The organism is Microbacterium sp. ABRD28, from assembly GCF_003850245.1.
GTDB lineage: Bacteria > Actinomycetota > Actinomycetes > Actinomycetales > Microbacteriaceae > Microbacterium.
The window spans coordinates 1,583,201-1,607,213 of the sequence record NZ_CP031015.1; the positions used below are offsets into that span (position 1 = coordinate 1,583,201).

A 24,013-nucleotide genomic window follows, 5' to 3' on the forward strand; every position below is an offset into this window, starting at 1 on the left:
GATCCCTCGTGCGAGACTGGGGCCATGTGGGGTGAGCATCGATACGCGCTGCGCGCGACGTGGACCGGCAACCGGGGGAGCGGAACCAGCGGATACCGGGATTACGACCGTTCGGTCACCATCGAGGTCGACGGCAAGCCCACGCTGCTGGCCTCGGCCGACAAGCCGTTCCGCGGAGATCCGGCGCGATGGAACCCCGAGGACCTCCTTCTCGCCGCGCTCAGCGAGTGCCATCTGCTGTCCTACCTGCACGCGTGCGTCATGGCCGGGGTCGTCGTGGTCGACTACGACGACGAGGCGACCGGTCTCATGGTCGAAGACGGTGCGGGCAGCGGAGCGTTTCGCGAGGTGGTGCTGCACCCGCGCGTCACCGTCGCGTCCGAGGAGATGAGGGATGCCGCGGTCGCGGCGCACGAGAAGGCGCATGCCCTGTGCTTCATCGCCAACTCGGTCAACTTCCCGGTGCGCCACGAGCCGACCATCCTGGTGGCCGACGCCACGGTGCGAGCTAGAGGCGCTCGTGCGGAAGAACCTGCTTGATGCGCTCGATCGGATTCTGAGCCGGAACCTCGTTGTAGACGCCGGCGAGCTCCTGCTCGCTGAGGGCGTGGATCGCCGCCATGATCTCGTCGGTCGCCCCTCGGCGCGCACGCCCCGAAGACGCCGCGCCGTGGTGCGACAGGTCCAGGGGTGCGCCGAACCGCACGGTGATGCGCTCGGAGAGCGAGGGACGCTTAGCCCCCACCGGCATCACGCGATCGGTGCCGATGAGACCCACCGGCACCACGGGAGCGCCGGTCTCCAACGCCAGGAAGGCGACACCGGTGCGACCCTTGTAGAGCCGTCCGTCGAGCGAACGCGTGCCCTCGGGGTACAGTGCGACCGCGCGCCCCTCCGCGAGCAGCATGCGCTGCTGCTCGAGGGCGTCGAGCGCCGCCTGGCCCGCCCCGCGCTGGACGGGGATGGCGCCGATCGCCCGGAAGAACTCCCGCGACATCCAGCCCTTCATCCCCGAGCCCTCGAAGTAGCTGGCCTTGGCCAGGAAGTGCACCGGGCGGGGAGCGGCGACCGGGATGGCGATCGAGTCGATGAACGACAGGTGATTGCTGGCGAAGATGACCGGTCCCTGGCGGGGGACGTTGCCTTTGCCCTCGACCTTCGGGCGGTAGATCAGCCTCCCCAGCGGAGCGATCACCATCCGCCCCAGTGCATAGGTCATGCCGATGGAGTGCGAAGAGGCGTCGGGGGCCCCTGGGGGGAGATCGCTGGCTGCCTCGGACGTCACCAGACGAGGGTACTCTCGCTCTCATTCCGTCGTCGGCATCACCGCCGTCCGACCCCCTTGCACACCGGACCATCGCGACCTCTCAGCCCAGACAGAGGAAACGTAGGCCAGGATGGGGAGGTCCTTCCGTCCCTCGACCCTGAGGTTTTTGTGCGTATTCGTCCGCTCGCCGCTCTGTCCGTCGCCGCCGTATCGGTCCTGCTGTTGACGTCGTGCTCGGGTGGTGCGCCCGACGCGACCCAGTCGCCGTCGGCTCAGGTCGCCGATCTGTGCGACGCGGTCGCCCCGTCGGGCGACGCGTCCGAAGCGGTCACGGTCGAAGGTGAGCCCGGCGCCGCATCGCAGGCGGTCTTCACCGCGCCGCTGGAGATCTCCGAGCTGCAGAGCACCGTGGTCACGGAGGGCGAGGGCGACGCCGTCGAGGCCGGTGAGCTCGTCAACATCGCCTTCACCGCCTTCAGCGCCGAGACCGGCGAAGAGCTCGGGTCGCTCAACTACGAGCCCGGGCAGTTCCTGCCGCAGCAGATCTCCGCCGACAATCCCATCGGCCAGGTCCTCGGCTGCGCCACGCCCGGCACACGGGTGGTCGCCACCTTCCCCGCGACCGAGACCAACGGCGGCGAGGTCTACGTGTTCGACTTCCTCGAGACCGTCCCCGATGCCGCGTGGGGCACCGAGCAGCCGGCGCCGGAGGGGCTTCCCGAGGTCGAGCTGGCCGATGACGGTGAGCCGACCATCACGGTGCCCGACGCCGATGCTCCCACCGAGGTCGAGCTCGCGACCCTGAAGCAGGGTGACGGCGAGACCGTCGAGCCCGGCGACACCGTGCTCGTCCAGTACACCGGCGTCAAGTGGTCGGACAACGAGGTGTTCGACTCCAGCTGGGAGGCCGGGACGCCGACGTCGTTCCAGACCACCGGCGTGGTCGACGGGTTCCGCCAGGCGCTGGAAGGTCAGACCGTCGGTTCGCAGGTGCTCGTGGTGATCCCGCCGGAGTTCGGATACGGTGCCGTCGAGGGCAATGAGCTCCAGGAGGAGACCCTGGTCTTCGTCGTCGACATCCTCGGTGTCCAGCACGTCGCGCCCACGACCGCGCCCTGACCCCGCTGCGCGGCAGGACCGCGGATAGGCTGACCGGATGCGACGCATCCTCGTCCTCGGCTCCACCGGCTCCATCGGCACGCAGGCCCTCGAGGTCATCGCAGCCAATCCCGACCGCTTCGAGGTGGCCGGTCTCGCGGCGGGGACCCGCCGCGACCAGCTGACTGCGCAAGCGGCGCAGTTCGGGGTCTCCGAGAGCGCGTGCGCTCTCGGAGCCGTCGAGGCGGAGCAGCTCGTCCGCGACGTGGAAGCTGATGTCGTGCTCAACGGCATCACCGGGTCGGTGGGGCTCGGGCCGACTCTCGCCGCGCTCGAGACCGGTCGCACCCTCGCGCTGGCGAACAAGGAATCGCTGATCGTGGGCGGTGAGCTCGTCACCGCCCTCGCTGCGCCCGGGCAGATCGTCCCCGTGGACTCCGAGCACTCCGCGATCGCGCAGGCGCTTCGCGCCGGCACCCACGAGGAGGTGCGCCGACTGGTGCTCACCGCTTCGGGTGGACCCTTCCGCGGGCGCTCACGATCGGAGCTCGCCGACGTGACTCCCGCACAGGCCCTGGCCCATCCCACGTGGGACATGGGCCGGGTCGTCACGACGAATTCGGCCACCCTGGTGAACAAGGGGCTCGAGGTCATCGAGGCGCACCTGCTGTTCGATGTGCCCTACGACGCGATCGACGTCGTCGTCCACCCGCAGTCGGTGGTGCACTCCATGGTCGAGTTCGTCGACGGGTCGACCATCGCGCAGGCGTCACCCCCCGACATGCGGCTTCCGATCTCGCTGGGCCTGGACTGGCCGCAGCGCGTGGCCGGTGTCGGCGTGCCGATCGACTGGACCCGGGCGACACAGTGGACCTTCGAGCCGCTCGACGAGGAGGCCTTTCCTGCGGTGCGTCTGGCCAAGCGGGTGGGAAAGGCTGGGGCCACCTACCCCGCGGTGTTCAACGCGGCGAACGAGCAGGCGGTCGACGCCTTCCACGAGGGGCGACTCCGGTTCCTCGACATCGTCGACCTCGTCGCCGATGTCGTCGACCGTCATGAGGCTCCCGCCGCTCTCACGCGGGCGTCGCTCGCCGACGCCGAGAGCTGGGCACGGCGCATCGCCGACGAGCTGATCGCCGCGCGCTGAGGGTCTCTCCCCGGCCTGTCTCAGGCCGGGCGAAGGGGATCGGATGACGGTGTGCTGTCCTCCGGGTAGGGAACCGGCCAGCGGGGCTCGGGAACGGGCCAGCCGCGGGCGGCGAGGGCCCGCCGGGCGAGTTCCCGCGCGGAATAGGGAGTGCGAACGCCGCGGATGTCGCGGTAATCCTGGTGGCCGGGGCCGGCCCACAGGATGGCGTCACCCTCCCCGACCAGCGCGACGGCCTCGCGGATGGCCCGCTCCGGCGGGGAGTACTCGTGGATCTCGGCGTCGGGTTTCGCCCGGCGCGCTCCCTCGATGAGGGTGGCCCGGATCGAGTCGGGATCCTCGTGCCGCGGATGGTGGTCGGTGATGATCAGGATGTCGCTGCCTTCGGCAGCAGTGCGCCCCATGTCGAGCCGCTTGGTGGCGTCGCGGTCGCCGTCCGCGCCGACGAGCATCAGCACCCGGCCGGGGGTGACGTGCCGCACCGCGGCGAGGGTCTTCTCGAAGGCGTCGGGGGAGTGGCCGAAGTCGACGAAGACCGCCGGGCCGCTCTCACCCGAGACGATCTCGGTGCGTCCGGGCAGATACGCCCGTATTCCACCGTCGCGGGTGAACGCCGAGACGAGGTCGTCCCACGCGTAGCCACCCTCGAGGAGCATCACGATGGCGAGACCGGCGTTGGCGGCCATGTGCTGGCCGATGACCGGGACGACGGTCTCCAGCATCCGTCCGTCTTTCGACGACAGCCTGAATCGGGTGCCCTGCTGGCGCTCCTCGACGATCTCGACGACCCAGTCGGCCTGCGCCGCAGCCTCGGGGTCGACGGCGATCGCCGGCGTCCCGACGGTGAGGGTCGGCACCTCCGATCGCGCGACGGCGTCCGCGCCGGCGGATGAATCGAGGGAGATCACGGCGCGGCGGGCGCGCTCGGCGGTGAAGAGCGGCAGCTTCGCCTCGAGGTACTCGGCCATGTCGGCGTAGTCGTCGAGGTGGTCGTGGCTGAGGTTGGTGAACCCGGCCACGTCGAAGACGATGCCGTCGACGCGGCGCCGGCTGAGCGCCTGCGCGCTCACCTCGACCGCCACGGCCTGCACGCCCCGTTCCCGCATGAGCGCCAGCAGCGCGTGCATCTCGTAGGCCTCGGGGGTGGTCAGGCGGGAAACCACCACCTGCCCCGCGATGTGGCGCTCCGCCGTCGAGGACAGCCCCGTGACGACGCCGAGCTGATCGAGAATGCCCTCCAGCAGGTGCGACACGCTCGTCTTGCCGTTCGTGCCGGTGGTGCCGAACAGCAGGGGCAGGTCGTCGTCACGCCCGGTGCCGTAGACCCACGCCGAGATGGCGCCGAGCAGGGCGCGCGGGTCGTCGACGACGAGGACGGGGAGACCGGATGCCGCGGCGAGTGCTTCACCGGCCTCGTCGGTCACGACCGCCACCGCGCCGCGTTCTGCGGCATCGCCGGCGAACTCTGCGCCGTGACGATTCACCCCGCGGACGGCGACGAAGACGTCGCCGGGTCGCAGATCTGCGGTGGCGAGGGTCACCCCCGTGAGGGTCGTCTCGCCGGGGTCGCCGCTCACGCGGCGAGCGAAGCGTTCGGCGAGATCGCCCACGCGGTGCACGGGCGGGTGGTCCGGCCGAAGCACGGGGGGCAGGTGGGGAGCGTCATCCGTCGGCATGGCGCATCCATCCTCTCACCGGCTCCGGCCGAGACCGTGATCCGGCGGGGATCAGCTCCGCGCGCGTCGGCGCCACAGCGCCACGACGAGGGCGCCGACGCCGGCGGCGAGGCTCGCTGCGGCCAACCCGCGGGCGACCGGATCATCCGTGCCGGTCTGCTCGGTCGCCGCTGATGCGGCGGGATCCTCCGACGCGACGCTCGCGTGCGACCCGCCATGCTCCGAGGCTGCGCCCTCCTCCGGAGCGGAGACCAGCACGACGGGGGCCGGATGCGCCGGCTCCTCCTCTCCGGTTTCGGCCACGTCGTTCCATGCGGTCGAGCCGGTGACGCAGCTCTGCTCGACCGGGAACGCAACGGTGGCGCCGGCCGATGCCTCCGCGAAGGTGACATCCAGCGCGACCGAGGCGCGCAGGCCCGACTCGATGGGCTCGTCGGCAGTGAACGTCACCCGGGTCGGCACGCCGTCGGCGCCCACGTCCCGGGTGATCGTCCAGTCTCCGCCGACCACCGGGGTCGCGGTGACGACCTCATCGGGGATGTCGACGGCGAGGGTCGTCGTGGGTGAGTCCTCGCACCCGTGGGAGAACGAGAACTGCAGCGTCGTCCGGGCGCCGGCGGGAGCGACCTCGGGCGAGACGCCGACATGCGCCGATGCGGCGAGGGGCGCCGCGAGCACGAGGGCGAGGCCGACGAGGGAGCCGGCCGCGAGGAGGGACGTACGGGGGGAAGCAGAAGCGGTCATGCGAATTCTTTCCTTTTCACGCAGGGTCGATGACGCACCGCCGGGTCGGCGGGCGCACAGATCACCGGCGCGGACCGCGCCGGTGTGCGGGGCGTCGCGGCCTCAGACGGCCGCGACGCGAACCGGGGGACCCCGGGAGGAACAGCCCGATGGCGGTCGGGTGCGAAGACTCCACGCGGGCCGGTCGATCCCGAGGCGGGGGAGCGCGACGCGAGGGGAAGGAAGCACCGCACGGGGGCCGGTGAGGAGGGTGCGGATGCCGCGCCCGAGGGCCCGCAGCATCCGTTCGCCGTGGTGGAGGAGAAGAGCCGTCAGGATCGCGGCGAGGCCGTGGGCGAAGAGCATCGGGGCGTCGGGGACGGTGGCGACGGCACCCGAGGTCAGGGGAAGCGCGACGTGGTGGAGATGCCCCGCAGGGGCGGCGGCGTCGGACGACGAGCCGGTGCCCGCGAGCGCGAACGCCACGTGATAGACGGCCTGAGCCGCGGTCACCGTGGCGAGTGTGCGAACGAGGCTCGGCCGACGGCCGATGAGGATCAGCGCGACCGGGGTGACGAGCACCGCCGCGACCAGCAGCAGGATGACCGGGGGAGGGCCTTCGGCGGCGAGGGTGTGCGAGGTCCCGGCGATCACCGTGGCCGCGGTGGCGGCTGCGACGGCTCGGCCGGCGCGCAGGTGTCGGGGGCTCATGGTCTCCTCGGGGCTTCGCCATGTCGGCGGTAACAGGCTACGCGGCGGTGCGGCCGGAACTCGACTCGAGGAAAGGTCGCCTGGTGATCGTACAAAGCTTCGATGACCGGTCGAGAGTTGGTTCGGCGATGTCGGAGCCCTCTGCGATGATTCTGGTAGGTCATCGAGACGGGGTTTCCAGTGGACGCGGACGAGAAGCGGCGGCGGGCGGAGGAGAGGCGCGCCGGGGTGTTCGCGGATGAGCTGGCGAAGCTGCGGAGGCGTCGGGCAGCGCTCGAAGCGAAGGAGACCCGGTTGCTCGCCGACGCGTATGCGTTGACGCTGGAGCAGCGGTCGCGGGTGGGTTCGGTGTCGTCCAGGGAGCGGGACATGCCGCTGCGGTCGATGGCGCTCGAGCTCGGGATGGCGGTCAGGGTGAACGACCGGTCGATGCAGACCCAGATGCACGACGCGCACGAGCTGATCGAGCTGTTCCCGCAGACGATGGAAGCCCTGGTCGAGGGGCGGGTCACGCGGGCGCACGCGCAGGTGATCCAGGACGCCGGGCGGGTGATCGAGGATGCCGCCGACCGGGCGGCGTGCGAACGCATCGTCCTCGTCGAAGCCGAACGGCAGACCGTACCGAGGACGAAGAAGTACGCCCTCCAACGTGCCGCGGTCCTCGACCCGAGGCCGTTGCAGGAACGGCACGACACCGCGATCCGGGAACGCCGGGTGTGGGTCACCGACCTGGACGACACCCTGTCGACGTTGACGATCCTGGGCGGGAACGTGTACATCCACGGCGCCTTCAACCGGCTCACCGGGCAGGGCACCACGATCAAGGACGTCGACCGCGCGAAGCGGCGCGAGTACGCCGCGACGCAGGGTGAAGGGGGTGCGCCGGAGGAGGAAACGACGGAGCCGTGGTTCGACGACCGCTCACTGGATGAGATCCGCTGCGACCTCGCCCTGGACATGCTCGTCGCCGCGTCCCCCGTCATCGACCCCACCGACGGGGCGCAGGGCGGGCTCGGCGCCATCCGGGCCGAAGTGCAGGTCACCATCCCGATCACCACCCTCACCGGCGTCACCGGGTCAGGGGCGGAGTTGAACGGGGTCACCCCGGTCGACCCCGATACCGCGAGACGGATGGCGGGAACCGCGAGGGTGTGGGACCGGGTGATGACCGACCCGATCAGCGGGGTGGTGACCGCGGTGGACAGGTACACCCCTCATCCATCCCAAACCCGGTTCCTCAACGCCCGCGACGTCACCTGCCGAACACCCGGATGCCGAAGGCCCGCGAAACTGTGCGACAAGGATCATTCGAGGGACTTCGCGTTAGGCGGACCAACGTCCAACGACAACCTCTGCAACGAATGCGCCCGGCATCACACGTTGAAACACGCCACGAACTGGCACGTCGAACAACTCCCCGGCGGGGTACTGAAATTCACCAGCCCCGGCGGGAAGACCTACGACAGCCATCCACCCTCACGCGTCGCGTTCGTCCCCACCGACGACGGCGAACTCGCCGTCGCCCCCTTCTGAATGAGCAGGAAGCTGGATGAGCATCGTGCTGAGTGAGCATCGTGGCGACGAAAGCCTCCGCCGTGGACCCACGGCGGACTCAAAGAACCCGGGTATAGCGTGAGTGGCGTGGAGGTCCTTGCATTCGTCATCGGCATCGCCCTGATGGTCGTCGGGCTGGCTGTCTCGATCGCCCTCCATGAGCTCGGGCACCTGTGGCCGGCCAAGCGGTTCGGAGTGCGCGTCGGCCAGTACATGATCGGCTTCGGACCGACGCTGTGGTCGCGTCGCATCGGAGAGACCGAGTACGGCGTCAAGGCCATCCCCCTCGGCGGCTACATCTCGATGGCGGGCATGTACCCGCCCTCGCCCAAGAGCGCCGAGCGAGGCGGACGGGCCGGTGGTGGCTTCTTCGCCACGATGGTCCAAGATGCGCGGGCGGCGAACGACGAGACCCTCGACGGCGACGACGACCTCCGGGTGTTCTACAAGCTGCCGGTCTGGAAGCGGATCGTCATCATGCTCGGCGGACCGATCATGAATTTCCTGTTCGCGATCGTGCTCTTCGCGATTCTGCTCTCGGGCATCGGCGTGCAGACCTCGACCACGACGGTCCAGACCGTCAACGAATGCGTGATCCCCGCGTCGGCGGAGCGCACGGCGTGCGAACCCTCCGATCCGGCGGCACCGGCTGCGGCAGCGGGTTTCGAGCCCGGCGACGAGATCGTCTCGATCGATGGAACGCCCATCGAGACCTTTGCCGAAGCATCCGAGATCATCCGCTCGTCCCCGGGAGACACACTGTCGGTCGTGGTGCTCAGGGATGGCGAGGAGCGGACGCTCCAGCTCGTCCCCACCACCGCCGAGCGGGAGGTCTACGACGACACCGGAAGGCCGGTCACCGACGCCGCAGGCAACCCGGTCACCGAGGAGGTGGGCTTCGCCGGCATCGGGCCGTCATCGGCCTACGTCCAGCAGCCGATCTGGGCCGGCCCGCAGTTCGCATTCGAGAACGTCGGCGCCGTCGCCACGGTGATCTGGCAGCTTCCGGTGCGCATCTTCGACACCGCGACGACGCTCTTCACCGGCGAGGAGCGCGATCCCAATGGGCCCCTCAGCGTCGTCGGCGTCGGCGTACTGGCGGGAGAGGTCGCCGCCGCCGAAGCGCCCATCCTCAATCGGGTGGCGGGGTTCCTGTCGCTGCTGGCGTCGCTGAACGTCGCGCTGTTCGCCTTCAACCTGCTGCCGCTGCTCCCTCTCGACGGCGGCCACGTGGTGGTGGCCCTGTGGGATGGCATCAAGCGGGCGTGGGCGAAGCTGTTCCGCCGTCCGCCTCCGAAGCCGGTCGACGCCACCAAGCTCGTCCCGGTCACCTTCGTGGTGTTCATCGCGCTCCTGGTCATGGGCGGCACGCTGATCCTCGCCGACATCCTGAACCCGATCTCGCTGTTCGGCTGACCGGGGTCGGGTGCCGGGCGATCAGGCGGTGGATCGGTGAGGCTCAGGCGGTGACCGGTGAGGCTCAGGCGGTGGATCGGTGAGACTCAGGCGGTGGATCGGTGAGACTCAGGCGGTGACCGGCGACAGCGCGGCGGCGACCAGGCGCTCGAGCGTCAGCATCCCGTCTCTGGACAGGATCGATTCCAGGTGCCCCTGGATGGAGGCGAACGCGGGACCCCGGAGCGCGAAGACGTCGCCGGTGACGGGGTCGGCGGCGACCTCGACCTCCGGCGCCTCCGCCGCGTCGATCCGTGTCGTGCCGGCGGGGACCCGCGCGGTGAAGGTGTTGTAGAAGCCGATGGATGCGGGCTCGCCGAACACGTCCACCGTCTTCTGCAGCCCCTGATGGGGCTGATCGAGCGGGACGAGGTCGATGCCCAGGCCGTCGGCGAGGATCTGGTGGCTCAGGCACACCGCCACAAGAGGGCGGCCCTGGGTGCGTCGTCGGGCGACCACCTCGCGCATGCGCCGCATCCGCGGCGTCGACGGGTCGCGCGGGTCGCCCGGACCCGGGCCTGAGATGACCAGCTCGGCGGCATCGACCTGCGCGTCCGAGACCCGGTCCCACGGCACGATCTCGACGTCGAGACCGAGGTGGCGCAGCTGGTGGGCCAGCATCGTGGTGAACCGATCCTCGGCGTCGACGACGATCGCCGATCGGCCCGCGAAAGGCCCCCCGCCCTCGGGAGCAGCCTGCGGGTTCAGCCAGAAGGCGGCCAGGCGGGCATTGCGCGAGGACAGGAGCGAGGCGATCTCCGGGTCGGATCCGAGCGGCCGCGCAGCGGCCGCGGGGGCATCCTCATCGATCGTCTCCTCGATCGCGGCGGCGACCGGCAGCACGGCCGGGGCCGGGCGATCGCGCGGGATCGCCCCGATCGCGCCGAGAACCCCGGCGGCCTTGCCGTGGGTCTCGCCCACCTCGCCGTACGGATCGGAGTGACGCACCAGCGTCGCGCCGACCGGGACGCGCAGGCGCCCGTCGGAGAGGTACGCCGTGCGGATGAGGATCGGCGCGTCGAGGTCGTGCGTCGACTCACCCTCGAGGATGACGTCTGTGCGCGGCGTGAAGAGGGCCGCGACTCCGGAGTAGTAGCCGCGGGGCGAGGTCTCGTGGCGGGTGATGACCGTGCAGGCGTTCTGCATGGGGGAGCCGGTCACCGTCGGGGCGAACATCGTCTCGCGAAGGATCTCGCGCGGATCCAGGCGGCTGCGCCCGCGCAGCACGTACTCGGTGTGGGTAAGGCGCGACATCTCCTTCAGGTGCGGGCCCGTGATGCGCCCGCCGTCGGAGCACACCGCGCTCATCATCTTCAGCTCCTCGTCGACGACCATGAAGAGCTCCTCGGTCTCCTTGGTCGATCTCAGGAACTCGGTGAGCGTCTCCACGGTCGCACCGCCGTCGGGATGGCGGAACGTCCCGGAGATGGGATTCATCGTGACCACGCCGTCGCGGGCGCTGACATGGGCCTCGGGGCTCGCACCGACGGCGATGTGGCCGGGGGTCACCACGGCGAAGGTCCAATAGGCGCCGCGCTCGTGTTCGAGGAGCGCCCGGAACCACGTCAGCGCGGCGGTGATCGGGTCGGCGTCGACGGCGGCGGTGAAATCGCGCCGGATGACGAAGTTCGCTCCCTCGCCGCGGCCGATCTCATCGGCGATCACGCGTCGAACGATGTCGGCATACGCCTCGTCGTCGATGTCGAAGCCGGCGTCCCGCAGAGCGACGGGCGCGCTCGGCAGCTCGGCGAGCGCCTCGGCTCGGGAGATCACGGTGCGGTCCGAGACGATGAGGCACCGCAGCGGGGCGCCGTCGTCGTGGCACGCGAAGCCGCGCTCACGAACCTGGCGGAAGGGCACGAGGGCGAGGACCTCGTGAGGGGCACCTGAAGCGTCGGTCAGCGGAATGTCGGCGAGGAGGTCGACGTCGACGACGTCGCCGGTCAGCAGCTCCACGTTCTCGGCGTCGCGGGCGATGAGGGCGAAGGGCAGGGCGCCCTGGGCGAGCTCGGCGAACAGGTCGTGGGGGAAGCCGGTCATCTCGGTCTTTCGTCAGGGGGCGGTCACCCTACGAAGAAGACCGCCCGGAGGCGGTCGGATGTCGCGCGAACACCACCGCCTACGCGGTGAGCCACCAGTGCGCCAACATGCGGCGAACCTACCACACCGGCATCCCGACACCGCGGGAGGGCGGCATTTCCCGCCCGGGCGCACGCGCGCGGCGTAGGCTGAAACCGTGCCTGCTGTGAACATCGGTATGCCTCGTGTGCCCGAGGTCCTCGCCCCCCGCCGCAAGACCCGGCAGATCCGCGTCGGAAAAGTCCTGGTCGGCGGGGATGCCCCCGTGAGCGTCCAGTCCATGACCACGACGCCGACGACCAATATCAACGCCACACTCCAGCAGATCGCCGAACTGACGGCATCCGGCTGCGAGATCGTGCGCGTGGCGGTGCCGTCTCAGGACGACGCCGACGTGCTGCACATCATCGCCAAGAAGAGCCAGATCCCTGTCATCGCCGACATCCACTTCCAGCCGAAGTACGTCTTCCAGGCGATCGACGCGGGCTGCGGCGCCGTTCGGGTGAACCCGGGCAACATCCGGAAGTTCGACGACCAGGTCGGCGCGATCGCCAAGGCGGCGAAAGACGCCGGGGTGTCGCTGCGCATCGGCGTCAACGCGGGCTCGCTCGATCCGCGGCTGCTGGAGAAGTACGGCAAGGCGACGCCTGAGGCGCTCGTGGAGAGCGCCGTCTGGGAGGCGTCGCTGTTCGAGGAGCACGACTTCCACGACTTCAAGATCTCGGTCAAGCACAACGACCCCGTGGTCATGGTCAAGGCCTACCGCCTGCTCGCCGAGCGCGGCGACTGGCCCCTGCACCTCGGTGTGACCGAGGCCGGCCCCGCCTTCCAGGGCACGATCAAGAGCGCGACGGCGTTCGGCATCCTGCTGGGGGAGGGGATCGGCGACACGATCCGCGTCTCGCTCTCGGCGCCCCCGGCTGAAGAGGTCAAGGTGGGGCACCAGATCCTGCAGTCGCTCAACCTCCGTGAGCGCAAGCTCGAGATCGTCTCCTGCCCGTCGTGCGGACGCGCCCAGGTCGACGTCTATTCCCTCGCCGACAACGTCACCGAGGGACTGAAGGACATGACCGTTCCGCTGCGCGTCGCCGTCATGGGCTGCGTCGTGAACGGTCCCGGCGAGGCGCGCGAGGCCGACCTCGGCGTCGCATCCGGCAACGGAAAGGGTCAGATCTTCGTCAAGGGTCAGGTCATCAAGACCGTGCCCGAGTCCGAGATCGTCGCCACCCTCATCGAGGAGGCCAACCGCATCGCCGACGAGATGGGGCCCGACGCCCCGCTCGGGACCGCGCAGGTCGTCACCAGCTGACGCGGGCGGGGTGCGCGGCGGTGCCGCGGGCGCCCGGCATCCCGAGCTCGGAGAATCGCGCGAGATTCGGAGGATGTGGCGGCGACGATCCGAAGTTCGTCGTCTCCTCCGAATTCCGCGGGCGGGAGCAGGCCGGCAGGCTCAGCTCCAGAGCTTGTGGTAGGCGTTGATCGCCGGCTGGCCGCCGAGGTGGGCGTACAGAACGGTGGATGACGCGGGGATGTCGCCGCCCTTCACGAGATCGATGAGCCCCGCGAGGGACTTCCCCTCGTAGACCGGGTCGGTGATCATCGCTTCGAGCTGGGCCCCGAGAGACATGGCCTCCATGGTCGAGTCGACCGGGATGCCGTACAGGTCGCCGGCCCAGCCCTCGAGCACCTGGATCTCGTCGTCGCGGAGGTCGCGGCCGAGTTCGATCAGTTCTGCGGTGTTCCGAGCGATCCGCGTCACCTGGTCGCGCGTCTTCTCGATCGTCGCGGAGGCGTCGATGCCGATGACCCGTCGGCGGACGCCGGTCAGCTCTTCCAGAGCCGCGAACCCGGCGATCATCCCCGCGTGGGTCGACCCCGTGACCGTGCAGACGATGATCGTGTCGAAGAACACCCCGAGCGCCCTCTCCTGCTCGGCGACCTCGAAGGCCCAGTTCGCGAAACCGAGCCCGCCGAGTCGATGCTCGGACGCGCCCGCCGGGATCGGGTAAGGGGTGCCGCCGCCGGCCTCCACCTCGGCCAGGGCCTGCTTCCACGAGTCGCGGATGCCGATGTCGAACCCCGCGTCGTCCAGGCGCGAGTCCGCGCCCATCATCCGAGAGAGCAGGATGTTGCCGACCTTGTCGTTCACCGGGTCATCCCAGGGGACCCACTTCTCCTGGACGAGGCGTGCCTTCAGTCCGAGGTGCGCGGCGACCGCGGCGACCTGCCGGGTGTGATTGGACTGGTACCCGCCGATCGAGACGAGGGTGTCGGCGCCCGAGGACAGCACGTCGGGGACGATGTACTCGAGCTTGCGGATCTTGTTGCCGCCGTACGCCAAGCCGCTCGAGACGTCTTCGCGCTTGGCCCAGACCTCCGCGCCGCCGAGATGCTTCGTCAGCCGGTTCAGCGGTTGGAGGGGGCTCGGTCCGAAGGTGAGCGGATGCCGGGGGAACTCGTGCAGCTTCACGATGCGCCTTTCGTCGGGATGTGCGCAGGGGCTGCTTGCAATATATTGCATTCTGCGATCCGACTCGGACGGCCCGCCTCCCGCCCTAGACTTGTCGCTCGTGGTCACCCGTCTCTCGCACTTCTTCCTCCGCACCCTTCGCGAAGACCCCGCCGACGCCGAGGTGACCAGTCACCGCCTCCTCGTCCGCGCCGGGTACATCCGCCGCCAGGCGCCCGGGATCTTCGCCTGGCTGCCCCTGGGGCTGCGCGTGAAGGCCCGCATCGAGAACATCATCCGCGAGGAGATGACCGCGATCGGGGCGTACGAGGTGCACTTCCCCGCCCTGGTCCCCGCCGATCCGTACCGGGAGTCCGGTCGCTGGGAGGCGTACGGCGACGGGATCTTCCGACTGAAGGACCGGAAGGACGCCGACTACCTGCTGGCGCCCACGCACGAGGAACTCTTCACCCTGCTGGTGAAGGACCTCTACTCCTCGTACAAGGATCTCCCGCTGTCGATCTACCAGATCCAGGACAAGTACCGCGACGAGGCCCGCCCCCGCGCGGGGCTCCTCCGCGGACGCGAGTTCACCATGAAGGACGCCTACTCCTTCGACTACACCGACGCCGGTCTCGACGTCTCGTATCAGGCGCAGCGCGACGCCTACGAGCGGATCTTCCAGCGCCTCGGGCTGGAGTACGTGATCGTGCAGGCCGACAACGGCCTGATGGGCGGCGCCCGCAGCGAGGAGTTCCTGCACCCCACCTCGGTAGGCGAAGACACCTTCGTCCGCTCGGAAGGGGGCTACGCCGCCAACGTCGAGGCATTCGAGACGATAGCGCCCGAGCCGCTCCCGATCGATGGGCTCCCCGCGCCGGTGATCTTCGACTCGCCCGACACCCCGACGATCCAGACCCTGGTGGATCACGCCAACGCGCACCTCGGCGCGCCCGCGCCGGGAATCGCGGGGCCTGCGACCGCCGATGCCACGCAGTGGACGGCAGCGCACACGCTGAAGAACGTGGTGCTCGCCCTCACCCACCTCGACGGCACGCGCGAGCTCGTCGTGGTGGGCATTCCCGGCGATCGCGATGTCGACGACAAGCGCGTCGAGGTCGCTTTCGCGCCCGCCGAGGTCGAGGCCGCCACCGACGCCGACTTCGAGCGGAACCCGCAGCTCGTCCGGGGCTACATCGGACCCTGGTCCGAGACCGGGCCGATCCTGGGCGAGGAGTCGGCCAGTGGCATCCGATACCTGCTGGATCCCCGCGTCGTGGACGGCACCAGCTGGATCACCGGAGCCAACATCCACGAGAAGCACGTCCACTCGCTGGTCGCGGGTCGCGATTTCGTCGGCGACGGCGTGGTGGATGTCGCCTCGGTGCGTGCCGGTGACCCGGCCCCCGACGGGTCGGGCCCGGTGTCGCTGGCACGGGGCATGGAGATCGGCCACGTCTTCCAGCTCGGCCGGTTCTTCGCCGAGACCCTCGGACTGAAAGTGCTCGACGAGAACGGCAAGCTCGTCACCGTCACGATGGGCTCGTACGGCATCGGCGTCACGCGGATCCTGGCCATCCTCGCCGAGCTGAACAACGACGACAGGGGCCTGATCTGGCCCGCGTCGGTCTCGCCGTTCGACGTGCACGTGGTGGCGACGGGGAAGGATGCCGCGGCGTACGCGCTCGCCGAGGACATCGCCGCTCGCCTGGAGGCGACGGGTCGCGACGTGCTCTACGACGATCGGCCGAAGGTCTCTCCCGGGGTGAAGTTCGCCGATGCTGAGCTCGTCGGCGTGCCCAGAATCGTCATCGCGGGACGCGACGCCGCTTCCGGCGATGTCGAGCTGTGGGATCGTGCAACGGGCGAGCGTCAGGTCATGGACGTCGAGGCCGCGATCGCGCAGCTCACCGCCAGGTGAGTCGCGCGTACCGTGCCCGGAGCATGCTGAACACGCCGTAGCAGAGCAGCCCGACACCGACGGCCGCCACGAGGGACGGACCGAGGGCGAGGCGGAAGAGCGCCTGCACCGCGCCGTCGAGACCGCCCGCGACATCCGCGTCGGCGGTCACGGTCGCGACGAGCAGCAGGATCCCGACGGTCGTGAGCGCGACCCCCTTGGCGACGAACCCGACGACCCCGAGCACCCGGATCATCGTGCCGAGGCGGCCGTCCGGCAGTGTCATCCGATTCTCGAAGCTCCGTCGCACGCCCATCACGATGAAGGCGAGGCCGCCGATCCCGACTCCGAGGCCCGTGAGTCCGAGCACCACTGCGCCGCCCCAGATGTCCAGGAGCACCGAGCTGAGGTCCTCGGTGGCCTCCTCGGCGTCGGGGCGTGCGCCGAGCGCGACAGCCGCGGCGATGAGTCCCAGAGCGAGGAAGATCACGGCCTGTCCGCACGCGCCGAGGCGGCGGCCCCAGACGGCCACACGCATCTCCTCGCCGCGGCGCCGCATGAGGACGCTCTGCACGAGCTGCCAGAAACCCAGTGCGGAGAAACCGATGGTGAGAGCCCACAGCGCGGCGAATCCCCACGGGGCGGCGGCGATGGCTTTGAAGACCATCGTCTGGTCGCTCGCTCCGTCCGAGCCGACCGCGATCGCCAGCGTCAGGACGCCCAGGATGAGGTGGACCACCCCATTGGCGACGTACCCCGACCGTGCGAGAATCCGGAACCACCCGGCATCCTCGGCGGCGCGTGCTGCGGTCCGGGCTTCGGTCACCGCACCCATCGCCCCAGCGTAGCGGCCGGCGCCGGGGCTTCATGAAAAGAGTCTCACGGGTTGGTCCCCGGCCGTTCATCTCCACGACGCGGGCGGTTCGCCGCCCAGGGCGATGCTCGTCCCCTCACCGAGGAGGATGCGATGTCACTGATCGAGAACCGCCGCACGCTGCCCATGGCGGACCATGCGCGGGGGAAGCGCTCCGCCGTCACCTGTCAGTTCAAGTGCGCCAACGCGTGCCTGGGCCCCGAGTGCAACACGTCGAGCAACGACCACTTCCGCGACATCGCGTCAGCGGCCCTCTCGCGCCGAGCGGTCCTGGGTCTCGGTGCCGCGGCGGCGATCACGCTCGCCGTCAGCAGCCTTCGCGACGCACCCGTCTCCGCGCCGTCCGCCGCAGGACAGAGCGCTGGGGCGCTCCCCGGCGCGTCCTTCGCCCGCGCCGATCGCGGCGGACTGCCCTTCACACCCATCGCGCCCGTCGACGCCTCCGTCGACGCGTTCACGGTGCCGGACGGCTACGGCTGGCGACCCGTCATCCGGTGGGGCGACCCCCTGTTCTCGTCGGCACCTGTCTTCGACATCCACGCCCAGACCCCTGAGGCGCAAGCCGGCCAGTTCGGCTACAACTGCGACTACCTCGACATCATCGCCGAACCGAACCGCCGTCGGGGCGTGCTCGTGTGCAACCACGAGTACGTCAACCCCACCATCATGTTCCCGCCGTCGACCGATCCGGCAGAGCTGCGCCGTCGCGGTGACATCTACAAGGCGGCCCAGGGGATGTCGGTCGTCGAGCTCGAGCGGCGCCGTGCCGGCGAGCCCTGGGGATACCGGGTGGACGGCCGCCGCAACCGTCGCATCACCGTCGAGACGGTGTTCGAACTGACGGGCCCCGCCGCCGGATCGCCCCTGCTGAAGACCGCCGGCGACGCGGAGGGGCGATGGGTCCGCGGGACGCTCGGCAACTGCGCGGGCGGAACGACACCGTGGGGCACGGTGCTCTCGGGCGAGGAGAACTTCAACGGCTACTTCGCGTGGAACGCGAGCACCGCCGAGCAGCGTCGTTACCAGGCGAGCGCCAGCACGTCGACCTCCACCGGCTGGGAGACCTACGACCCGCGGTTCAATGCCAACGATCCCGGCTATGTCAACGAACCGAACCGGTTCGGCTGGATCGTCGAGATCGATCCGGACGACCCGCGATCCACGCCCGTCAAGCACACCGCGATGGGGCGGTTCAAGCACGAGGGCGCGAACGTGATCCTCGCCCCCGACAAGCGGGTCGTGGCGTACATGGGCGACGACGAGCGGAACGACTACCTCTACAAGTACGTCTCCCGCAATCGGATGACGGCGTCCCGCCGGAAGAACCGTCAGCTGCTCTCGGATGGGGATCTGTACGTGGCCCGTTTCCGGGGAGATTCGCCGGCCACCGAGATCGACGGGTCCGGCGCCGCGCCCGCCGACGGCGCGTTCGACGGCACAGGGGAGTGGATCCCGCTCACCCGGAACGGGCAGAGCGCGGTCCCGGGAATGAGCATCGACGAGGTCCTCGTGTACACGCGGCTCGCAGCGGACCGCGTCGGGGCGACGAAGATGGATCGGCCCGAGGACGTCGAGCCGAATCCGAAGACGGGCAAGGTCTACGTCGCACTGACGAACAACTCCCAGCGCGGCGGCCCGGCCGCGCCCGTCGACGAGGCGAACCCCCTCACCGGCAACCGCTTCGGACACGTCATCGAGCTGACCGAGACGGGTGGTCAGGCGGGGACCACGTTCGGCTGGAGCATCCTGATCGTCTGCGGCGATCCGACCACCTTCGCCCCCGCCTACTTCGCCGGCTACCCGAAGGATCAGGTCTCGCCGATCTCCTGTCCCGACAACCTCGCCTTCGACTCCGAGGGCAACCTCTGGATCTCCACGGATGGGGCGCCGAGCACGATCGGCCGCAACGACGGCCTCTTCAAGGTCCCCCTGGAAGGCCCCGAGCGCGGTCGCGTCCAGCAGTTCCTCTCCGTGCCGCGCGACGCCGAGACGTGCGGCCCGGTGATCCGGGACGAGGAGGGCATGGTGTTCGTGGCGGTTCAGCACCCCGGCGAGGACGGCACCTTCGATGCGCCGAACTCGCGGTTCCCCGACTACGGTTCGACCGCGCCGGGAGATGTCCCCGACGCACCGCGTCCGTCGGTGGTGCAGGTCACGCGCGCCTGACGCTCGAGCTCGCGATCAGCCCCTGTCGACTGCGCCCGCGTTCAGGAACGGGCATGCAGGTGGTCGCGATGCTTCCTGCTTTGGCGCTCCCGAGTGGGCAGGTCCACGGGACCTGTGACGGAGAGCTCGTCCTCCCATACCGAGATGCCGGTGATCTCGGGGAGGCGGTCGCGGGTGAAGACGGGGTCACGGCCTTCCCGGCGCTGCCGGGTGTAGTCCTTCAGGAGTTTGAAGGCGATGCCTGACAGGAGGCCGATGGCGATGAGGTTGGTGAGGGCCATGAGACCCATGACACCGTCGGCGAAGTTCCACACGAGATCCGCCCCGACGACCGATCCCACCAGGACGGCGACGACGACGAGGGTGCGATAGCAGGCGAGCAGCCACGGCGCCGGGTTGATGAACTCGATGTTCGATTCGCCGTAGTAGTAGTTGCCGAGGATCGACGAGAACGCCAGTAGGAAGATGACCACGCTCAGCACCACGCTCGACCAGGAGCCCAGGGTGGACACCAGCGCGCCCTGCGTGAGATCGATGCCGCGCTGGGCGCCGGCGAGATCGGGGACGGACACGAGGATGATGAACGCCGTGATCGAGCACACCAGGAAGGTGTCGAAGTACACGCCCAGGGTCTGCACGAGTCCCTGCTTGACGGGGTGCGTCACCGCGGCGCTCGCGCCGGCGTTGGGGGCCGACCCGAGGCCCGCCTCGTTGGAGAACATGCCCCGCTTCACCCCGGTCAGCACGATGTAGCCGAAGGCGGCGCCGACGACCTCGTTGAATCCGAAGGCCTGGGTGAAGATCTGCGCGAACACCTCCGGCACCCGCTCGATGTTGACCGCCACGACGATGAGGCCGAGCAGGAGGTAGGTCAGCGCCATGATGGGCACGAGAAGCTGGGTCACCGAGGCGATTCGGCGGACGCCGCCGAACACCACCAGTCCGGTCAGCACCGCGACCACGCCGCCGACGAGCCAGGGGAGCCAACCGGGGGAACCGTCACCGAGGGTGGCGACGAGGGTGGCGGAGATGGTGTTGGCCTGCAGGGAGCTGAAGGCGAAGGGGAAGCAGACGATGAGGATGACCGCGAACCAGATGCCCAGCCATCGCGCCTTGAGGCCGCGCTCCATGTAGTAGGCGGGCCCGCCGCGGAACCCGTCCTTGTCGCGCACCTTGAACAGCTGCGCGAGCGAGGACTCGATGAAGCTCGACGCTCCGCCCACGAACGCCATGAGCCACATCCAGAACACCGCACCCGGTCCACCGACCGCGATCGCCGTGCCGACGCCGGCGATGTTGCCCACTCCCACGCGCGACGCGGCCGAGATCGTGAACGCCTGGAAAGCAGACACCGACTGCGGGGCGCCGCTCTCGGTGCGAGGCGTGCGATCGGTGAGAGTGCGGAACATCTCGGGGATGAGGCGGAACTGCACCACCCCCGACCGGAGCGTGAAGTAGAGCCCGAGCAGCACCACGACGGGCAGGACGACCCAGGTCCACAGGTTGTCGCCCCAGGTGAGGAGCCAGGCGTTGACGTCATCCATCCGCAAAGTATGGCGGGCGAGGTGGTGCTCGTGCGACCACGTACGCTCCGCCGCCGATGTGCGCGGCTCCTCCCACGGGAGGCGAATAGGCTGGCCCGGGTGAGCGCACACCCGAACCCGCGCCGCGTCCGGTGGCGAACGCTCGCGCACTTCGCCACCCACGCGCCGCCGTGGGTGTCGGTGGTGGTCGGGGCGGGTGCCCTGCTGCTGGGCCTCCTCGTCGTCACGCGGCCGCTCACCTCCCTCGTGCTCCTGGCGATCTACATCGCGCTCAGCGCCGTCGCCACCGGCATCGCCGAGGTCGTCCGCCCGCGGGAACCGCGGTGGCTGTCGCGCGTGCTGGCGATCGTCTGGGTGGCGCTCGGGCTCGGCATCCTTCTCGGCCTTCGCGGCGCCCTGCAGATCCTTCCTGCGGCGATCGCCGTGCTGCTGTTCGTGGGGGGCCTGACGTCCCTCGCCGACGCCGTGATGCGCGGCCGCGCGAGCGAGCGTGTGCTCTCAGCGACGTGGGGTGCGAGCCAGATCGTCTTCGCCATCCTCTCCGTCACGTGGCCCGACGTCACCGTCCTCGTCGTCGCCGTGGTCTTCGGTGTCCGCACCATCGTCTTCGGGGCGACCCAGCTCGTGCGGGTCGTCCGCCAGGCGGCGCTGTCCTCCCGGGCGCGCGCGTCCGCCGACGGCTCGGCGCGGGAGTCGCGACGGCTGCGCGGGTGGCAGGCGGTCGGTCGGTACGCCCTCTCTGTGCTTCTGGTGGCGGTGAGCGCCGGCGGATGGTGGGTGAATGAGTGGCTGCAGGACGGCGCGCCCGTCGTCGACGCGTTCTACACCCCACCCGAGGTCGTCCCCTACGAACACGGGCGGCTGATCCGTGCGGACGACTACTCCGGTCGTGCCCCCGCAGGCGGGGAGGTCACGCGAATCCTGTACACCACGAGGGATGCCGCGGGGCAGCCGGCCGTCGCGAGCGGCCTCGTCATCTCGCCGGTGGACCCGCCGCGGGGTGCCCGACCGGTCGTGATGTGGCATCACGGCACGACCGGCGTCGCGCGCGGGTGCGCACCCAGCCTCCGCGACGACGCCGCCACGCGGTGGGCGATCCCGGCTCTGGAGGACGCCCTGGCGAAAGGCTGGGTGGTGGTCTCCACCGATTACTCCGGGCAGGGCGCCCCCGGCGTCTTCCCGTACCTCATCGGCACCGGGGAGGCGAGGTCGTCGCTGGACGCGGTTCTCGCTGCGCGCGAGATCGACGGGCTGATCCTGTCCAAGCGGACGATGGCCTGGGGGCATTCCCAGGGCGGCCACGCGGCTCTCTGGGCGGCTCAGATCGCCGACGACTACGCCCCCGACGTCGACGTCCTGGGCGTGGCGGCGCTCGCCCCGGCGGCGGAGCCGGCCGAGCTGGCCGAAGAGCTCATCTCCGGCGAGCCGAACGCCCTTCTGGCGATCCTCATCTCGTGGGTCCTCGTGCCCTACTCCGACACCTACGACGACGTCGAACTGTCGCGGTACCTCGCCCCCGGCGCCGCCCCCATCGTCCGCGAGATGACGCAGCGCTGCCCGAGCGAGCCCGGGGTGGTCGTCTCGGTCGCCACCGCTCTCGGGGTCTCCGCCGACAACCCGCTGTACGCCAGCGACCTCACCGAGGGTCCGCTCGGCGAGCGCCTCGAGGCCAATGCCGCATCCGGCCCGTGGGAGGTGCCGGTGCTCCTGGCGTGGGGGAGCGCCGACGAGGTGATCCCCCCCTCCCTCCAGGAAGACTTCGTCGCCCGTTCCTGCGCCGCCGACAACCGCATGCGCACACTGGTGTACGACGACTACGAGCACCTGCAGATCCTGCTGCCCGGCTCGCGGTTCCTGCCGGTCCTCGTGCGGTGGAGCGATGAGCGGTTCCAGCTGCGCGAGCTCGATCGCGACGACTGCGCGCGATGACCGGCCGACACCCGCGGGCGGCCCATCGGGTACCGTAGGAAGGATTCCGGAGCGGCTGGATGCCGGAGAGAGCTGAATAGAGGAGAGGGCATCGTGGACATCGATCTCGGATTGCTGCGCACCATCGAGCGGGAGAAGGAGATTCCCTTCGACGAGCTCCTGCGCATCATCGAGCAGGCGATTCTGACCGCCTACGCCAAGCACTCCTCGGCCACCGGCGAGCTGCCGCCCGGCGCTCGCGCGCAGATCGACCGCAAGACCGGTCACGTGGCGATCTACCTTCCGCTCACCGACGATGAGGGCGCCGTCATCGGCGAGGAGGAGACCACTCCCGACGACTTCGGCCGCATCGCGGCCTTCGCCGCGAAGCAGGTCATCAGCCAGCGCCTGCGCGACATCGCCGATGATGCGGTGCTGGGGGAATTCCGCGGCAAGGAGGGCGACATCGTCGCGGGCATCGTGCAGCAGGGGCCGAATCCGCGCATGGTCCACGTCGACCTCGGCACCGTCGAGGCGATCCTCCCTCCCGAAGAGCAGGTTCCCGGCGAGGACTACGCCCACGGCGCGCGTCTTCGCGTCTACGTCACCTCGGTGTCGAAGGGCACGAAGGGCCCCTCCATCACGGTGTCGCGGACGCACCCGGGTCTGGTCCGCAAGCTCTTCGCCCTCGAGGTGCCCGAGATCGCCGACGGACTGGTCGAGATCGTCTCCCTCGCGCGGGAGGCGGGACACCGCACGAAGATCGCGGTCAAGGCCATCGACCCGACGGTCAACGCCAAGGGCGCCTGCATCGGCGAACTCGGTCGACGTGTCCGGGCCGTCACCGAGGAACTCGGCGGGGAGAAGATCGACATCGTCGATTGGGACGGCGAACTGGCGAAGTTCGTCGCGAACGCCCTCTCTCCGGCGAAGGTGACCTCCAGCTTCATCCTCGATTCCAACAGCAAGGCCGTCCGCGCGCTCGTTCCCGACTACCAGCTGTCGCTGGCCATCGGCAAGGAGGGGCAGAACGCGCGTCTCGCGGCGAAGCTGACGGGTGCGAAGATCGACATCCAGCCGGACTCGATCCTGGAAGAGGGCTGATCCCGCACCGGGCCGAGGCCCGGCGAGGTGTACCATGGAACCCGTACGAATGTGCGTCGGATGCCGCGCGCGTGCTCCCCGGGCCACCCTTTTGAGAGTGGTGGCGGTCGATTCCGTTCTCGTCTTCGATGAGCGCGCGTCGATGCCGGGGCGGGGCGCGTGGGTTCACGACACACAGGAGTGCGTGGATGCCGCGGTGCGGCGCCGCGCATTCATTCGCGCATTGCGGGTGTCAGGTGCGCCTGACACGAAAGCCCTCGAGAAACGGCTGAACGGCTATGGAAAAAAAGTGAACGGCTCGAAATGAGACCCGTCCGCGACTAACGGCCTGCCCTGTCTGGGTGGGCCCAGACAGGAG

The 24,013-nt window shown here is 69.8% G+C and carries 19 protein-coding genes; 11 read left to right on the top strand and 8 right to left on the bottom strand.

Going from position 1 to position 24,013, the window contains the following annotated elements; translation table 11 throughout:
• Positions 1–24 precede the first annotated feature (24 nt).
• Positions 25–540 carry an OsmC family protein gene (locus DT073_RS07665; protein WP_124292852.1) on the top strand — a complete coding sequence of 172 codons (516 nt, stop codon included), beginning with the start codon at positions 25–27 and terminating at the stop codon, positions 538–540.
• Here the strand turns inward: DT073_RS07665 and DT073_RS07670 are convergent.
• Positions 509–1,219: a lysophospholipid acyltransferase family protein gene (locus DT073_RS07670; RefSeq protein WP_124294413.1), complete on the bottom strand. Its 711-nt coding sequence runs from the start codon at positions 1,217–1,219 to the stop codon at positions 509–511. The two genes, DT073_RS07665 and DT073_RS07670, sit on opposite strands and share 32 nt — an antisense overlap.
• Positions 1,220–1,435: 216 nt before the next feature.
• Here DT073_RS07670 and DT073_RS07675 point away from each other — a divergent pair, with 216 nt between their 5' ends.
• Both DT073_RS07675 and dxr read left to right on the top strand, forming a co-directional pair.
• Positions 1,436–2,386 carry an FKBP-type peptidyl-prolyl cis-trans isomerase gene (locus tag DT073_RS07675; RefSeq protein ID WP_124292853.1) on the top strand — a complete coding sequence of 317 codons (951 nt, stop codon included), beginning with the start codon at positions 1,436–1,438 and terminating at the stop codon, positions 2,384–2,386.
• A gap of 37 nt (positions 2,387–2,423) precedes the next feature.
• On the top strand, positions 2,424–3,512 hold the full coding sequence (gene dxr, locus DT073_RS07680; protein WP_124292854.1) for a 1-deoxy-D-xylulose-5-phosphate reductoisomerase: 1,089 nt from the start codon (positions 2,424–2,426) through the stop codon (positions 3,510–3,512).
• A 20-nt stretch (positions 3,513–3,532) separates the two neighbouring features.
• Here dxr and DT073_RS07685 read toward each other — a convergent pair whose 3' ends face one another.
• The 3 genes from DT073_RS07685 to DT073_RS07695 all read right to left on the bottom strand — a co-directional run bounded on the left by DT073_RS07685 (position 3,533) and on the right by DT073_RS07695 (position 6,622).
• A complete protein-coding gene (locus DT073_RS07685) occupies positions 3,533–5,188 on the bottom strand; it encodes a Mur ligase family protein (RefSeq protein ID WP_205783066.1) in 1,656 nt (551 codons plus the stop codon).
• Positions 5,189–5,239: 51 nt separating this feature from the next.
• Positions 5,240–5,932 carry a DUF1775 domain-containing protein gene (locus DT073_RS07690; protein WP_124292855.1) on the bottom strand — a complete coding sequence of 231 codons (693 nt, stop codon included), beginning with the start codon at positions 5,930–5,932 and terminating at the stop codon, positions 5,240–5,242.
• Between the two features lie 102 nt (positions 5,933–6,034).
• Positions 6,035–6,622, bottom strand: a complete 588-nt coding sequence (locus DT073_RS07695) for a hypothetical protein (RefSeq protein WP_240638806.1) — start codon at positions 6,620–6,622, stop codon at positions 6,035–6,037.
• 180 nt (positions 6,623–6,802) lie between these two features.
• On the opposite strand from DT073_RS07695, the gene DT073_RS07700 reads away from it, so the two are divergent.
• A complete protein-coding gene (locus tag DT073_RS07700) occupies positions 6,803–8,155 on the top strand; it encodes an HNH endonuclease signature motif containing protein (RefSeq protein WP_164478168.1) in 1,353 nt (450 codons plus the stop codon).
• 108 nt (positions 8,156–8,263) lie between these two features.
• Complete coding sequence (locus DT073_RS07705) at positions 8,264–9,592, top strand: M50 family metallopeptidase (RefSeq protein ID WP_124292857.1); 1,329 nt, start codon at positions 8,264–8,266, stop codon at positions 9,590–9,592.
• 108 nt (positions 9,593–9,700) lie between these two features.
• Here DT073_RS07705 and DT073_RS07710 read toward each other — a convergent pair whose 3' ends face one another.
• Positions 9,701–11,671, bottom strand: a complete 1,971-nt coding sequence (locus DT073_RS07710; RefSeq protein ID WP_124292858.1) for an anthranilate synthase family protein — start codon at positions 11,669–11,671, stop codon at positions 9,701–9,703.
• Positions 11,672–11,867: 196 nt separating this feature from the next.
• On the opposite strand from DT073_RS07710, the gene ispG reads away from it, so the two are divergent.
• The gene (ispG, locus tag DT073_RS07715; protein WP_200829956.1) at positions 11,868–13,019 is read left to right on the top strand and encodes a flavodoxin-dependent (E)-4-hydroxy-3-methylbut-2-enyl-diphosphate synthase; all 1,152 of its coding nucleotides are present in this window, start codon (positions 11,868–11,870) and stop codon (positions 13,017–13,019) included.
• A gap of 141 nt (positions 13,020–13,160) precedes the next feature.
• Here the strand turns inward: ispG and DT073_RS07720 are convergent, their stop codons facing one another.
• Positions 13,161–14,180 carry a 1-aminocyclopropane-1-carboxylate deaminase gene (locus tag DT073_RS07720; protein WP_124292859.1) on the bottom strand — a complete coding sequence of 340 codons (1,020 nt, stop codon included), beginning with the start codon at positions 14,178–14,180 and terminating at the stop codon, positions 13,161–13,163.
• 100 nt (positions 14,181–14,280) lie between these two features.
• Between DT073_RS07720 and DT073_RS07725 the strand changes: the two genes are divergently transcribed.
• Positions 14,281–16,080 (top strand): proline--tRNA ligase, encoded by a 1,800-nt coding sequence (locus DT073_RS07725; RefSeq protein ID WP_124292860.1) that lies wholly within the window; start codon positions 14,281–14,283, stop codon positions 16,078–16,080.
• Here DT073_RS07725 and DT073_RS07730 read toward each other — a convergent pair.
• Positions 16,067–16,894 (bottom strand): DUF1206 domain-containing protein, encoded by an 828-nt coding sequence (locus tag DT073_RS07730; RefSeq protein WP_124292861.1) that lies wholly within the window; start codon positions 16,892–16,894, stop codon positions 16,067–16,069. The two genes, DT073_RS07725 and DT073_RS07730, sit on opposite strands and share 14 nt — an antisense overlap.
• A gap of 132 nt (positions 16,895–17,026) precedes the next feature.
• On the opposite strand from DT073_RS07730, the gene DT073_RS07735 reads away from it, so the two are divergent.
• Positions 17,027–19,099, top strand: coding sequence for a PhoX family protein (locus DT073_RS07735; protein WP_124292862.1), 2,073 nt, complete (start codon positions 17,027–17,029; stop codon positions 19,097–19,099).
• Between the two features lie 41 nt (positions 19,100–19,140).
• Here the strand turns inward: DT073_RS07735 and DT073_RS07740 are convergent, their stop codons facing one another.
• Positions 19,141–20,643 (bottom strand): alanine/glycine:cation symporter family protein, encoded by a 1,503-nt coding sequence (locus DT073_RS07740; protein ID WP_124292863.1) that lies wholly within the window; start codon positions 20,641–20,643, stop codon positions 19,141–19,143.
• A 99-nt stretch (positions 20,644–20,742) separates the two neighbouring features.
• On the opposite strand from DT073_RS07740, the gene DT073_RS07745 reads away from it, so the two are divergent.
• The 3 genes from DT073_RS07745 (at position 20,743) to DT073_RS07755 (ending at position 23,962) form a co-directional block, all read left to right on the top strand.
• On the top strand, positions 20,743–22,572 hold the full coding sequence (locus DT073_RS07745) for a lipase family protein (RefSeq protein WP_240638807.1): 1,830 nt from the start codon (positions 20,743–20,745) through the stop codon (positions 22,570–22,572).
• Between the two features lie 93 nt (positions 22,573–22,665).
• The gene (gene nusA / locus DT073_RS07750; RefSeq protein WP_124292865.1) at positions 22,666–23,655 is read left to right on the top strand and encodes a transcription termination factor NusA; all 990 of its coding nucleotides are present in this window, start codon (positions 22,666–22,668) and stop codon (positions 23,653–23,655) included.
• Between the two features lie 49 nt (positions 23,656–23,704).
• Entirely contained in the window at positions 23,705–23,962 is a 258-nt protein-coding gene (locus tag DT073_RS07755) for a YlxR family protein (RefSeq protein ID WP_257021357.1), read from the top strand.
• Positions 23,963–24,013: the final 51 nt, after the last annotated feature.